General features: G+C 72.7%; 12 protein-coding genes. 8 read left to right on the plus strand and 4 right to left on the minus strand.

Translation table 11 applies throughout. From position 1 onward, the window contains the following. Nucleotides 1-100: 100 nt before the first annotated feature. Both ACZ303_RS18745 and ACZ303_RS18750 read right to left on the minus strand, forming a co-directional pair. The gene (locus ACZ303_RS18745) at nucleotides 101-316 is read right to left on the minus strand and encodes an acyl-CoA carboxylase epsilon subunit (RefSeq protein ID WP_467340238.1); all 216 of its coding nucleotides are present in this window, start codon (nucleotides 314-316) and stop codon (nucleotides 101-103) included. A gap of 51 nt (nucleotides 317-367) precedes the next feature. Next, entirely contained in the window at nucleotides 368-1,948 is a 1,581-nt protein-coding gene (locus ACZ303_RS18750) for an acyl-CoA carboxylase subunit beta (RefSeq protein WP_467340240.1), read from the minus strand. Nucleotides 1,949-2,093: 145 nt separating this feature from the next. On the opposite strand from ACZ303_RS18750, the gene ACZ303_RS18755 reads away from it, so the two are divergent. From ACZ303_RS18755 to hutH, 5 genes are all read left to right on the plus strand, one after another. Continuing rightward, nucleotides 2,094-2,963 (plus strand): biotin--[acetyl-CoA-carboxylase] ligase, encoded by an 870-nt coding sequence (locus ACZ303_RS18755; RefSeq protein ID WP_467340242.1) that lies wholly within the window; start codon nucleotides 2,094-2,096, stop codon nucleotides 2,961-2,963. 124 nt (nucleotides 2,964-3,087) lie between these two features. Further along, nucleotides 3,088-4,251, plus strand: a complete 1,164-nt coding sequence (locus ACZ303_RS18760) for an adenylate/guanylate cyclase domain-containing protein (RefSeq protein ID WP_467340244.1) — start codon at nucleotides 3,088-3,090, stop codon at nucleotides 4,249-4,251. Between the two features lie 157 nt (nucleotides 4,252-4,408). Continuing rightward, complete coding sequence (locus ACZ303_RS18765) at nucleotides 4,409-5,209, plus strand: enoyl-CoA hydratase/isomerase family protein (RefSeq protein WP_467340246.1); 801 nt, start codon at nucleotides 4,409-4,411, stop codon at nucleotides 5,207-5,209. Between the two features lie 198 nt (nucleotides 5,210-5,407). After that, nucleotides 5,408-6,496, plus strand: a complete 1,089-nt coding sequence (locus ACZ303_RS18770) for a GGDEF domain-containing protein (RefSeq protein ID WP_467340778.1) — start codon at nucleotides 5,408-5,410, stop codon at nucleotides 6,494-6,496. 323 nt (nucleotides 6,497-6,819) lie between these two features. Next, a complete protein-coding gene (gene hutH / locus ACZ303_RS18775) occupies nucleotides 6,820-8,364 on the plus strand; it encodes a histidine ammonia-lyase (protein WP_467340247.1) in 1,545 nt (514 codons plus the stop codon). Nucleotides 8,365-8,374: 10 nt separating this feature from the next. Here the strand turns inward: hutH and ACZ303_RS18780 are convergent, their stop codons facing one another. Continuing rightward, nucleotides 8,375-8,671: a hypothetical protein gene (locus ACZ303_RS18780; RefSeq protein WP_467340249.1), complete on the minus strand. Its 297-nt coding sequence runs from the start codon at nucleotides 8,669-8,671 to the stop codon at nucleotides 8,375-8,377. Nucleotides 8,672-9,125: 454 nt separating this feature from the next. Between ACZ303_RS18780 and ACZ303_RS18785 the strand changes: the two genes are divergently transcribed. The 3 genes from ACZ303_RS18785 (at nucleotide 9,126) to ACZ303_RS18795 (ending at nucleotide 12,866) form a co-directional block, all read left to right on the plus strand. After that, nucleotides 9,126-10,397 (plus strand): L,D-transpeptidase, encoded by a 1,272-nt coding sequence (locus ACZ303_RS18785; RefSeq protein ID WP_467340251.1) that lies wholly within the window; start codon nucleotides 9,126-9,128, stop codon nucleotides 10,395-10,397. A gap of 154 nt (nucleotides 10,398-10,551) precedes the next feature. Beyond that, nucleotides 10,552-11,529, plus strand: a complete 978-nt coding sequence (locus ACZ303_RS18790; protein WP_467340253.1) for a GNAT family N-acetyltransferase — start codon at nucleotides 10,552-10,554, stop codon at nucleotides 11,527-11,529. Nucleotides 11,530-11,633: 104 nt separating this feature from the next. After that, nucleotides 11,634-12,866, plus strand: coding sequence for a DUF2786 domain-containing protein (locus tag ACZ303_RS18795; RefSeq protein ID WP_467340255.1), 1,233 nt, complete (start codon nucleotides 11,634-11,636; stop codon nucleotides 12,864-12,866). Nucleotides 12,867-12,920: 54 nt separating this feature from the next. On the opposite strand, the gene msrA is transcribed toward ACZ303_RS18795, so the two are convergent. Then, entirely contained in the window at nucleotides 12,921-13,586 is a 666-nt protein-coding gene (gene msrA, locus ACZ303_RS18800; protein WP_467340257.1) for a peptide-methionine (S)-S-oxide reductase MsrA, read from the minus strand. Nucleotides 13,587-13,602: the final 16 nt, after the last annotated feature.

Here is a 13,602-nt window from a genome sequence, read left to right on the forward strand (position 1 = left end):
AAGGGCGGAGGGTAACTGTCCCTCCGCCCTTCCCGTCCTCTACGAGGCGGTTCGGTGCGCCGAAGTGAAGAGAGTGGCTGAGCCTCCGGGCCTTGCTCTCTTACGCCGGCCAGTACGTGGTGCGCCAGGCGCGGGGGCCCGCTGGCGGGATGCGGATGGCCGCCAGGCGGCGGGCCGGAGCCGACCACTCCGGGCGGGCCGGGCCGCCGCCCTCGCCCGGCGCGGCGGTGGCGCGGGCCGCCGCGCGGGCCTGGACCACCGCCAGTGCGGCGGCCAGCTCCTCCGGGGTCGGGTTGCCCCGTACGACCTTGATCACGTCAGCTCCTCGAAGCGAAGACGAAGCGATTCCTCTGCGGCGATGCCGCCCTTAGAGCGGGATGTTGCCGTGCTTCTTCGGCGGCAGCGCCTCGCGCTTGGTCCGCAGCTGGCGCAGGCCCTTCACGATGTGCGCACGGGTGTCGGACGGCATGATCACCGCGTCGACGTAGCCGCGCTCGGCCGCGACGTACGGGTTGAGCAGGGTGTCCTCGTAGTCGGCGATCAGCTCGGCGCGGGTCGCCTCCTGGTCCTCGGCGGCGGCGATGGTCCGGCGGTGCAGGATGTTCACCGCGCCCTGCGCGCCCATGACCGCGATCTGGGAGGTCGGCCAGGCCAGGTTGAGGTCCGCGCCGAGGTGCTTGGAGCCCATGACGTCGTACGCGCCGCCGAAGGCCTTGCGGGTGATGACGGTGATGAGCGGGACGGTGGCCTCGGCGTACGCGTAGATCAGCTTGGCGCCCCGCCGGATGATTCCGTTGTACTCCTGGTCGGTGCCCGGCAGGAAGCCCGGGACGTCCACGAAGGTCAGCACCGGGATGTTGAAGGCGTCGCACGTCCGCACGAAGCGCGCCGCCTTCTCGGAGGCGTTGATGTCGAGGCAGCCGGCGAACTGCATCGGCTGGTTGGCCACGACACCCACCGGGTGGCCCTCGACGCGGCCGAAGCCGGTCAGGATGTTCGGCGCGAACAGCGCCTGGGTCTCCAGGAACTCGCCGTCGTCCAGCACGTGCTCGATGACGGTGTGCATGTCGTACGGCTGGTTCGCGCTGTCGGGGATGAGGGTGTCGAGCTCCAGGTCGGTGTCCGACGCCTCCAGGTCGGCCTCCTCCGGGAAGGCCGGCGGCTCCGACAGGTTGTTCGAAGGCAGGTACGAGAGCAGCGACTTGACGTACTCGATCGCGTCCTTCTCGTCCCCGGCCATGTGGTGGGCCACGCCCGAGGTGGAGTTGTGGGTGCGGGCGCCGCCCAGCTCCTCGAAGCCCACGTCCTCACCGGTGACGGTCTTGATGACGTCCGGTCCGGTGATGAACATGTGCGAGGTCTGGTCGACCATCACCGTGAAGTCGGTGATCGCGGGGGAGTAGACCGCGCCGCCGGCGCACGGGCCGACGATGAGCGAGATCTGCGGGATCACGCCCGACGCGTGCACATTGCGCCGGAAGATCTCGCCGTACATGCCGAGGGCCATGACGCCCTCCTGGATGCGGGCGCCGCCGGAGTCGTTGATGCCGACGACCGGGCAGCCGGTCTTCAGCGCGAAGTCCATGACCTTCATGATCTTCTGTCCGAAGACCTCGCCGAGCGAGCCGCCGAGGACCGTGAAGTCCTGCGAGAACACCGCGACCGGCCGGCCGTCGACCGTGCCGTAGCCGGTGACCACGCCATCGCCGTAGGGTCGGTTCTTCTCCATGCCGAAGTCGGTCGAGCGGTGCCGCGCGAACTCGTCCAGCTCGACGAAGGAATCCTCGTCCAGCAGCAGCTCGACGCGCTCACGGGCCGTCAACTTGCCCTTGGCGTGCTGCTTCTCCACCGCTCGCGCGGACCCCGCGTGCGTGGCCTCTTCGATCCGGCGCTGCAGGTCCGCGAGCTTTCCCGCGGTCGTATGGATGTCGTATTCCGGCTCGGACACGGGATGCGGCTCCTGCTCGTCCTGAGGGGTGGGCTGACTGGGCTACCGGTTCGTAGCGTATCCGCGCGGGTGCGCTGCGGCAGTGCGTCGTTGGCCACACCTTTTTGCCGCTGTTCCGTCCGAATCCCCTCCTATGGTGGCTCTTATGACGCCCTCCGACGCCCCTGGCAACCGCTGGTCCGATCTCGACCGCCCGCCGCTGAACACCACCGCGCTCCGGCGCGCGCTGCTGCGCCCCGACGGCCTGTGGACCTCCCTGGACGTGGTCACCGCGACCGGGTCCACCAACTCCGACCTGGTCGCGGACGCCGCCGCCGGGAAGGCGACGGAGGGCGCGGTGCTCGTCGCCGAGGGGCAGTCGGCCGGGCGCGGGCGGCTGGACCGCACCTGGTCGGCGCCGCCGCGCTCCGGGCTCTTCTTCTCCGTCCTGCTCACGCCGGGGCCCGGCGTGCCCGTCGAGCGGTGGGGCTGGCTGCCGCTGCTCGCCGGGGTGGCGACGGCGTCCGCGCTGTCCCGGGCGGCCGGCGTGGACACGGCCCTGAAGTGGCCCAACGACCTGCTGGTGACCGTCGACGGCGCCGAGCGCAAGGCCGGCGGGATCCTCGCCGAACGGGCCGGGGACGGCGTGGTCGTCGGCATCGGCCTGAACGTCTCGCTGCGCGCCGAGGAGCTGCCCGTGCCGACGGCGGGCTCCCTGGCGCTGGCCGGTGCCCGCGTCGTCGACCGCGACCCCCTGCTGCGAGCCGTCCTGCGGTCGCTGGAGGAGTGGTACGGGATGTGGCGACGCGCCGGAGGCGACCCCGGCGCGTGCCAGCTCCAGGAGGCGTATGCCGCCGGGTGCGCGACCCTCGGGCGCACCGTGCGCGCCGAACTTCCCGGCGGCCGTGACCTGGTCGGGGAGGCCGTGGCCGTCGACGGCGACGGCCGGTTGGTGCTGGCGACGGCCGACGGAGTGCAGCGGCCGGTGGGCGCCGGAGACATCGTTCATCTACGGCCCGCCCCGTCGGAAGAGTGAGCTACGGCACACCTGTCGTATCGTTGTGCCCAGAACCTAAGCGAGCAGTGATCGGCAGGGCAGTGCGCACGGATCGGACAGGGGGCGGGCGGTGACCGCCGACGGTGGGGGTACCCCCCGTGCCGTGGAGGCTACGGGCGAGGACGGCGCCGCGCACGGGGACGCCGAGAACGTCGGCCCCCGTGGCGCGCGCGACGGAGGCGACGACTCCGGCCGGCCCGCCAAGAGCGTCGACGAGGACTACGGCGACGAGGGCGGCGACCCCATCGCGCTGCGGCTGGAGGCGCTGATCCTCGGCGCCGAGCGCCGCTACACCCCCTTCCAGGCCGCCCGCGCGGCCGGCGTCTCCATGGACCTGGCCTCCCGCTTCTGGCGCGCCATGGGCTTCGCGGACATCGGCCAGGCCCGCGCGCTGACCGAGGCGGACGTCCTGGCGCTGCGCCGGCTCGCCGGGCTGGTCGAGGCCGGGCTGCTCAGCGAGCCCATGGCCGTACAGGTCGCCCGCTCCACGGGCCAGACCACGGCCCGGCTCGCCGACTGGCAGATCGACTCCTTCCTGGAGGGCCTGACCGAGCCTCAGGAGCCGGGCATGACCCGCACGGAGATCACGTATCCGCTGGTCGAGCTGTTGCTGCCGGAGCTGGAGGAGTTCCTCATCTACGTCTGGCGGCGCCAGCTGGCCGCCGCCACCGGCCGCGTCGTCCAGGCGCAGGACGACGCGGAGATGGTCGACCGCCGGCTGGCCGTCGGCTTCGCCGACCTGGTCGGCTTCACGCGCCTGACCCGCCGTCTGGAGGAGGAGGAGCTCGGCGAGCTGGTCGAGGCCTTCGAGACGACCGCCGCCGACCTGGTCGCCGCGCACGGCGGCCGGCTCATCAAGACCCTCGGCGACGAGGTGCTGTACTCGGCGGACGACGCGGGCACGGCGGCCGAGATCGGCCTGCGGCTGATCGAGACCATGACCCACGACGAGACGATGCCGGAGCTGCGCGTCGGGCTCGCCTTCGGCACGGTCACGACCCGCATGGGCGACGTCTTCGGCACGACGGTGAATCTGGCGTCCCGCCTGACGTCGATAGCGCCGAAGGACGCCGTCCTGGTCGACGGGGCCTTCGCGGAGGAGCTGGCCCGCAACGGCGACGCGCCGAAGTCCGAGGTGGAGGCCGCGGCTTCGGCGTCCGCCGAGGAGGCGGAGAAGTACCGGTTCGCGCTGCAGCCGATGTGGCAGCGGCCGGTGCGAGGTCTCGGCGTGGTGGAGCCGTGGCTGCTGAGCCGGAGATCGAGCTGACGTCCGCTCCCCGCCGGGAGGCCGACACCGGGCGGCCGGAAAAATCAAGCCCCTGGGGCACCTCCCAGCGGTAGCTGGGGGAGGTTGAGGAGATCCCTCGCCGGTGCGATGATCCGTCGCGGCAGGTTCACGGTCGTTAACGTCATCGGGAGGTCACGTGAGTGAGCAGCGCTTCGGGGAATGGATCGCCGTCCGCCGGCCCGGCGACGGCCATGTCGCCGAGCTCGTCCTCGACCGACCCAAGGCCATGAACGCCGTCTCGACCGAGATGGGCCGCCGCATCGCCGAGGCCACCCGCGCCCTCGCCGACGACCCCTCCGTACGCGTCGTCGTGCTCACCTCCACCCACGAGCGCGCGTTCTGCGTCGGCGCCGACCTCAAGGAGCGCAACTCCTTCACCGATGCCGACCTCGGCCGCCAGCGCCCGCACGCCCGCGCCGCGTACACCGGCGTGCTGGAGCTGCCGATGCCCACCATCGCCGCCGTGCACGGCTTCGCCCTCGGCGGCGGGTTCGAGCTGGCGCTGTCCTGCGATGTGATCGTGGCCGACGGCACCGCCGTGGTGGGTCTGCCCGAGGTGTCGGTCGGGGTGATCCCCGGCGGCGGTGGCACCCAGCTGCTGCCGCGCCGCGTCGGCGCCGCCCGCGCCGCCGAGCTGATCTTCACGGCGCGGCGGGTGCCCGCCGAGGAGGCGCGCGAGCTGGGTCTGGTCGACCTGCTCGTGGACGAGGGCGAGGACCGCGCGGAGGCGCTGGCCCTTGCCGCGCGGATGGCCGCGAACTCCCCGGTGGGCCTGCGCGCCGCCAAGCGCGCGCTGCGGCTGGGGCACGGACAGGACCTGCGGGCGGGCCTGGAGATCGAGGACGCCGCGTGGCGCACGGTGGCCTTCTCCGGCGACCGGGCCGAGGGCGTCGCGGCCTTCAACGAGAAGCGGACGCCGGAGTGGCCGGGGGAGTGACGGCGGCGCGCGCGTGACGGCCCGGCTCGGCTGATCCCGCCCAAAACCGGTCGACGAGCCGGTCGTGGGGCGGAATGGGCCCGACATTCATACGCTGGAGTGCAAGATCTGCACGCAGTGACGGAATGTGAGGCTCGGGTGGCAGCTGACGGGGAGTGCGACGACCGCCTGCGTGCCGTGGTGGAGCTGGCACAGGCCATGGCGGCGGCGCACACCCCGCTGGAGAGCGTGGAGGCCGCGGCGGAGGGCGCGCGGCGCGCGCTGGACGGCACGTTCGCCGCGATCTCGGTGTGGGAGCGCGAGCGCGGTCGCCTGCGGGTGCTGGTGAACGCGGGGGAGCGGACGGAGGGGGAGGAGCGCTTCCCCGAGGACGAGTCCTACCCCGTGCACGACTTCCCCGAGATCACGGAGTTCCTGCACGAGCGCTGGGTCGGCGGGCAGCCGCACGCGTGGGTGGAGACCTGCGACGGCGGCTCCGACGCCCGCCGCCAACAGCGGGTGGCCGCACTGCTCCGGCGCGGTCGCGGCAGCTGCGTCGTCGCGCCGATCGTGCTGCACGGGCGGGCGTGGGGCGAGCTGTACGTGGCCCGGGCGCCGGGCGCGGCCGCCTTCGACCGTACGGACGCGGACTTCGCGACCGTCCTGGCCGCCGTGGCGGCGGCCGGGATCGCGCAGACCGAGCGCCTGGAGGAGGTCCGGCGGCTCGCCTTCACCGACCCCCTCACGGGCCTGGGCAACCGCCGCGCGGTCGACGCCCGCCTGGACGAGGCGGTGGAGCGGCATCTGGCCGACGGCGTGGTCGTCAGCCTGGTGGTCTGCGACCTCAACGGCCTCAAGAGGGTCAACGACACCCTGGGCCACGCGGTCGGCGACCGGCTCCTGGAACGCTTCGGCTCGGTGCTGTCCCTGTGCGGGGCGATGCTGCCGGGCACGCTGGCCGCGCGGCTGGGCGGGGACGAGTTCTGCCTGCTGACAGTGGGTCCGCCGGCGGACGAGGTGGTCCGCGTCGCCGACGAACTGTGCCGCCGGGCCGCCGAGTTGGAACTCGGCGAGGGCGTCGCGTGCGGAGTCGCCTCCACGGGTGACCCGATCGGCGCCGTCGGCACGGCCCGCCGCCTGTTCCGCCTCGCGGACGCGGCCCAGTACCGGGCGAAGGCGGCCCGCGCGGTCAGCCCCGTGGTCGCCGGCCGCGACGGCGGCGCCCGCGACCCGATCATCCGCCTGGCCGACCACCCCCCGGCCCCCCCGACGGCGGAACGCCGCCGCTTCCGGGGCCGGAGACCGTGACGGCGACCTCCGGCCGGAGCGAGCCGGTCCGGCGCTTGAGGCCGGTGGGCGTCAGCCGGATCGAGCGCGTCGGGCGCTTGAGGCCAGCGGACGTCAGCCAAATCAAGCCCGTCCGGTGCTTGAGGCCAGTGGGCCTCAGCCAAATCGAGTCCGTCCGGCGCCGGACGTCAGCGGGCCTCAGCCAAATCAAGCCCGTCCGGCGATTGAGGACACCCCGACGCCGGGCCGCGCCCGGGAATCAGGCCCCGTCCGGAGGACACCCCGCAAAGCCGTCGGCAGACAGATGGTGACAGGCAGCGATTCAGTCTCTAGGGTGCCTGAATATGGATATGCACACTGTGGTGGTGGGGACGGCCGGGACGACCGCGGAAGACGTGATCTCCGTGGCGCGCGACGGTGCGCGCGTCGTCGTGTCGGAAGAAGCGCTGGCCGCCGTCGCCGCCGCGCGGCAGGTCATCGACGACCTCGCCGCCAAGCCCGACCCCGTCTACGGCGTCTCCACCGGATTCGGCGCCCTCGCCGTCCGCCACATCAGCACCGAGCTGCGCGCCCAGCTCCAGCGCAACATCGTCCGCTCGCACGCCGCCGGCATGGGCCCGCGCGTGGAGCGCGAGGTCGTCCGCGCGCTGATGTTCCTGCGCCTGAAGACCCTCGCCTCCGGCCACACGGGCGTACGCCCGCTCGTCGTCGAGACCATGGCCGCGATCCTCAACGCGGGCATCACCCCCGTCGTGCACGAGTACGGCTCCCTCGGCTGCTCCGGCGACCTCGCGCCGCTTTCCCACTGCGCGCTCACCCTCATGGGCGAGGGAGACGCGGAGGGCCCCGACGGCGAGCTGCGCCCGGCCGGCGAGCTGCTGGCCGAACACGGCATCGAGCCGGTCGAGCTGCGGGAGAAGGAGGGCCTCGCGCTCCTCAACGGCACCGACGGCATGCTCGGCATGCTGGTCATGGCCTGTGCGGACCTCTCCCGCCTGATCACCTCCGCCGACATCACGGCCGCGCTCTCCCTGGAGGCCCTGCTCGGTTCCGAGAAGGTCCTCGCCCCCGAGCTGCACGCGATCCGCCCGCACCCCGGCCAGGGGTCCAGCGCCGGCAACATGCTGCGCGTACTGGCCGGTTCCGGGCTCACCGGGCACCACCAGGACGACGCGCCGCGCGTCCAGGACGCGTACTCCATCCGCTGCGCGCCGCAGGTCGCCGGCGCCGGCCGGGACACCCTGGCGCACGCCCTGCTGGTCGCCGACCGCGAGCTGGCCTCCGCCGTCGACAACCCCGTCGTCCTGCGCGACGGCCGGGTGGAGTCCAACGGCAACTTCCACGGCGCCCCGGTCGCGTACGTCCTGGACTTCCTCGCCATCGCCGCCGCCGACCTCGGCTCCATCGCCGAGCGCCGCACCGACCGGCTGCTGGACAAGAACCGTTCGCACGGGCTGCCGCCGTTCCTGGCCGGTGACCCGGGCGTCGACTCCGGCCTGATGATCGCGCAGTACACCCAGGCCGCCCTGGTCAGCGAGATGAAGCGGCTCGCCGTGCCCGCGTCCGTGGACTCGATCCCGTCCTCCGCGATGCAGGAGGACCACGTCTCCATGGGCTGGTCGGCGGCGCGCAAGCTGCGTACGGCCATGGACGCGCTGGCCAAGGTCATCGCCGTGGAGCTCGTCGCGGCGACCCGCGCGATCGAGCTGCGCGAGGGCCTGACGGCGGCTCCGGCCACCCGTGAGGTCGTACGGGCGGTCCGCGAGGCGGGTGTCGAAGGCCCCGGGGCGGACCGTTTCCTCGCCCCCGACCTGGCGGCCGCCGAGGCGTTCGTACGGTCCGGAAAGCTGGTCGAGGCGGTCGAGTCGGTGACCGGAAAGCTGGCCTGACGGAAGGGCCTTACCGAGCCGCCGTGCGCGACCTGCGCACGGCGGCGGTGACCAGCGCGCCGCCCGCCGCGACGAACGCGACACCGCCGAAGACGTACGGCGTGGTGTCGATGCTGCCCGAGTCCGCCAGGGACAACTCCTGTGTCGCGGCGGCGGACCGCTGGGACGCCGCGGCCTCCCGGGGCGCGGCGGCGTGCTGCCCGGACGGCGGGTGCTCGGGAGTGGCGTTCGCCGTCGGTACGAACCACACCGCACACAGCAGCGCACCTGCGGCGACGGCGGTCAGCAGCGGGCGGTGTGCGGTCACGGAAACGAATCCCCCTCGGGGCGGCGGAGATTGGGGCCCCACCGCGCTTCGGCGGGTCCCAGCTGACCGAATGTTAGTGATACGAACGGGCCGGGGGAAGTCGGGGCGAAGCCGGAGGCGCTTCGGGTGAGGTTCCCGTGCGCGCCCCGCCGCCGAGATCGGCGCGAAGTCGACGTCGTACGTTCGTCAAGTAGACGTAAAACGAGCATCTGTGGGCAAAAGTCAAGGGCACCATGACCCTGGCAGCCACACCCGCCCCGACCGCACCATGGAAACCGGACTTGTACCAGCGTCCCGGCTACCATGTCGGCCCCGTGAAGGGCTTTACTGGGGTGGTCTTCCCCACATTTTCCCGAGGAGTGGAACGGACGTATCGGTGCAGGCGTTCCTCAAGTAGTAGCCGGGATACGTGTTGCCCCACGATTCGGCTCGGGGATTTCGGGGTCCAGGAGCAATGGAGAAGCGTGTGATGACGGACGGCAAGCGCCGCAAGGGCCTGGTGGCCGCGGCCGCTCTGCTCGGTGGTGTGCTGACCCTCGCCGCCTGTGGTGGCGGGGACGACAACGGCAAGAGCGGCTCCAGCGGTGGCAAGTCCCAGAACAAGGTGGACGCCGCCGCGGCCAAGGAAGCCTCCAAGGCGCAGATCAAGATCGCGCAGAAGGACGGCTCGACCAACGCCGGGATCACCACCGACGCCGCCAAGGTCACCGTCAGTGACGGCGAGCTCACCAGCGTCAAGATGACGACCGACAAGGGCACCCCGGTCGAGGGCACGATATCGCCGGACAAGAAGTCCTGGCAGCCGGCCAAGCCGCTGGAGCGCTCGACCAAGTACAAGGTCGTCGTCGAGGCCAAGGACTCCGAGGGTCGCAAGGCGACGGAGAACTCCTCGTTCTCCACCGTTTCGCCCACCAACAGCTTCATCGGCTCCTTCACGCCGGAGGACGGCTCGACCGTCGGCGTCGGCATGCCCGTGTCGATCAACTTCGACAAGCCGATCAAGGACCGCAAGGCCGTCCAGTCGGCCATCTCGGTCAACTCCAGCAGCGGCCAGAAGGTCGTCGGCCACTGGTTCGGTGACCAGCGCATCGACTTCCGCCCGCAGGAGTACTGGAAGGCCAATTCCGACGTCACCCTGAAGCTGGACCTCGACGGTGTCGAGGGCGCTCCCGGCCTCAAGGGCGTGCAGAAGAAGACGGTCTCCTTCAAGATCGGTCACTCCCAGGTCTCCACGGTCGACGTGAAGACCCACAAGATGACGGTCATGCGCGACGGCAAGGAGCTCAAGACCATCCCGATCTCCGCCGGCAGCCCGGAGAACCCGACGTACAACGGCAAGATGGTGATCTCCGAGAAGTTCAAGGAGACCCGGATGGACGGCTCCACCGTCGGCTTCACCAAGGGCGACGGCAAGGGCGAGTACGACATCAAGGACGTGCCGCACGCCATGCGCCTGTCCCAGTCGGGCACGTTCATCCACGGCAACTACTGGGGCGGCGGCATCTTCGGCACCGCCAACACCAGCCACGGCTGCATCGGCCTGGAGGACAAGCAGGGCGCGGACGACCCGAACACCTCGGGTGCCTGGTTCTTCTCCAACTCCCAGCTCGGTGACGTCGTCGAGGTCAAGAACTCCAACGACAAGACCATCGCTCCGGAGAACGGCCTCAACGGCTGGAACATGGACTGGAACGCCTGGGTCGCGGGCAGCGCCACCGGCGCGTAAGCGGTACCGCCGCCCCAGGTAGCGACACTCTCGTCCCGGATCGCCGGGCGGGCCCGATTCCCGGGCCCGCCCGGCGATTCTCGTTGTCCGGGGTGCCCGGGACCGCCCGGAAAACCGCAGGACAGGGCTGCCGGCACGGCATACCGTCCGCAGGATGAGCGATCTGCCGCGACTGAGCGCGCCCCCCACCGAGGCCGAGATCGACGCCTGGCACACCGTCGTCACCGCCGCGCACACCCACGACATATCCGCCGCCGTCCCCCCGCCCGGCCGCACCGAGGAGGCCGGTCTGCTGCGCGTACCCGCCCCGCGGAGCCGGTACGTACAGCTGGCCGTGCCGCTGCCCGGCGGGCCGCCCGGCGCGTACGCCGGAGTCGCCCGGCTGCGGCTCTTCGACGACGGGGCCGACCGCTCGTACGCCCGGATCGGCCGGCTCACCGTCCACCCGGACCACCGCCGCCGCGGCGTCGGCACCCGGCTGTGGGAGGAGATCAGGGCGGTGCTCGAACGGGAGCGGCGCACGGCGGTGTCCGGCCGCGCCGACATCGGCGGGGCGGGCGAGAGGTTCGCCGAGGCGCATGGCTTCACCCGCGCGCTGCCGCTTGTGCGGTACGTCCAGCGGGTCGCCGACGAGACCGCCGAACCCGTCCTGCCCGCCGGCTACCGCTTCCTGGAGTGGACCGGTGCCGCCCCCGCCGCACTCGCGCCGCCCTTCGCGGCCGCCCGCGCGGCGATGGGCGGGACCGCGCCGGGTGACCGCCACGGCCGCCCCGCCCTCCGATGGGACAGGGAGCGCACCGTCATCGACCGCGGCGGCGTCCCCCTCACGGTCGTCGCGGTGGCCCCGGACGGTACGTACGCGGGCTGGACGGAGCTGGTGCTGCGCTCCCCGGACGACGTACGCGCCGTCCAGTACGACACCGCCGTCCTCCCCGCCCACCGTGGCCGGGGCCTGGGCCGCGCGGTCAAGCTGCGCATGCTGGGGCTGCTGCGGGAGCGGGGACCGGCGGTACGGGAGATCGCCACGACCGTCGCCGACGACAACGGCCCGATGCGCGCCGTCAACAAGATGCTCGGCTATCGCCCGGAACGGTCGGTCGGCGTCTACGAGGCGCGGATGCCGTTCGGGTGAAGCCGTGGGCTTCCCGCTTCCAGGAGAATGGGGCGTACACCTTCCGGCCGTCCGCCGCCCTCGCGCGGACGCGCCCGCCCCTACTTTCCGAGGAAGAGAGCCCCGTGGCCAAGCGCAGCAAGAGGCGGCAGGAGCGTCCCGAGGACGCCGAGCTGCTGGCGACCGTCGAGACGGCGCTGGCCTCCCTGCGCGCCCAGGGCCCGGACGCGCTCGACGACGCCGTCTACGCCGCGGCCTCGTCCCTGGCCGCCGCCCCGGCCGGCCCGGAGGCCGTGAGCCGCGCCGTGCTGCGCGCCGGCGAGCGGGCCCTGCGGCGGTGCTGGGAGGGCGGCTGGCAGCCCGCTGACGTCATCCGGCTCGTACGGCGGGAGCTGACCGCCACCGAGGTGCGGTTCGCCATCGACGCCGTCGCGGCGGAGGCCCGGCGGTACGCGCCGGAGACGCTCGGCGCGCGCTGGGCGGCGCAGCTGCGGGAGCTGGACGCGCGGGTGTGGTGGGAGGGCGACGAGGCGTTCCTGGAGGGCTTCGCGGGGCGGGAGCGGCTGAGCCGCTTCGAGACGGCCGCGTGCGCGCTCGGCGCGCTGCGGCTGATCGGCGGGCTGCCGAGGATCGGCGCGGCGGGGCCGCTGCCCGGGGCCGCCCACGCGCGGCCCGCCGTCGCCGTCGAGCCGCGGATGCTCACGAGGATCCGGGCGCTGCTGGCCAAGGCGGAGTCGACGGAGTTCGCGGAGGAGGCCGAGGCGCTGTCGGCGAAGGCGCAGGAGCTCATGGCGCGGTACTCGATGGACGAGGCGCTCCTCGCGGCCCACTCGGCGGAGCCCGTCGACGCCCCGGCGACCTGCCGGATCGGCGTCGAGGGCCCGTACGAGTCGGCCAAGGCCCTGCTCCTGGGCGCGGTGGCCGAGGCGAACCACTGCCGGGCGGTGTGGACGAGCGAGTACGACTTCTCCACCGTCGTCGGCTTCGAGGGTGACCTGGAGCTGGTGGAGCTGATGTACACGTCGCTGCTGGTCCAGGCCACCACGGCGATGCGGCGCGCCGGCGACGACCACCACGCCCGGGGCCGCTCGCGCCGCACGCGTGACTTCCGCCAGTCCTTCCTGATCGCCTACGCGGCCCGGATCCGCGACCGGCTGACGACCGCCGCGGAGGCGGTGGTGGCCCAGGGAGCGGAGACGGCGGCGGAGGTGCTGCCGGTGCTGGCGGCGCGCGACGTGGCCGTCGGCGAATCCACCGAACGCCTCTTCCCGGCCATGACCTCGCACCGGCTCAAGGGCCGCGACGCGGAGGGCTGGGCGCGCGGCGAGGAAGCGGCGGACACGGCGAAACTGCGTTAGCGCCGGGCGCCTCCGGCTGAGGGGGCGCCCGTGCTCGGGCGCCTGGATCCGGCTTCAGGCACCGCCGTTGGCCGGGGCGACCCCGATCGGGCAGCTCAGGCCCGTCCCCCCGATGCCGCAATAACCGCCCGGGTTCTTGTCCAGGTACTGCTGGTGGTGGGGTTCCGCGTAGTAGAACGGGCCCGCCGGGAGGATTTCTGTGGTGATGGTGGCGTAGCCCGAGGCGCGGAGGACCGACTGGTACGCCTCGCGGGAGGATTCCGCCGTCGACTGCTGGGCGGGGGAGTGGGTGTAGATCGCCGAGCGGTACTGCGTGCCGCGGTCGTTGCCCTGGCGGAAGCCCTGGGTGGGGTCGTGGGACTCCCAGAAGAGCTTCAGGAGGGCTTCGTAGGAGGTGAGGGCCGGGTCGTAGACGACGCGAACCGCCTCCGTGTGGCCGGTGAGGCCGCTGCAGACCTCCTCGTACGCGGGGTGGGGCGTGTGGCCGCCCTGATAGCCGACCAGGGTCGTCCAGACGCCCGGGGCCTGCCAGAACTTGCGCTCGGCGCCCCAGAAGCAGCCCAGGCCGAAGTCCGCCACGGCCAGGCCCTCGGGGTAGGGGCCCGCCAGCGGGTTGCCGAGGACCGTGTGGCGCTCCGGGAGGGGGAATTCCGGTGCCGGGCGGCCCTTCAGCGCTTCCTCGGGGGTGGGGAGACGGGTCTCATGGCGGGAGAAGAGCATTGCGGCTCCAGGGGAG

This window comes from Streptomyces sp. NPDC023527, assembly GCF_055560115.1.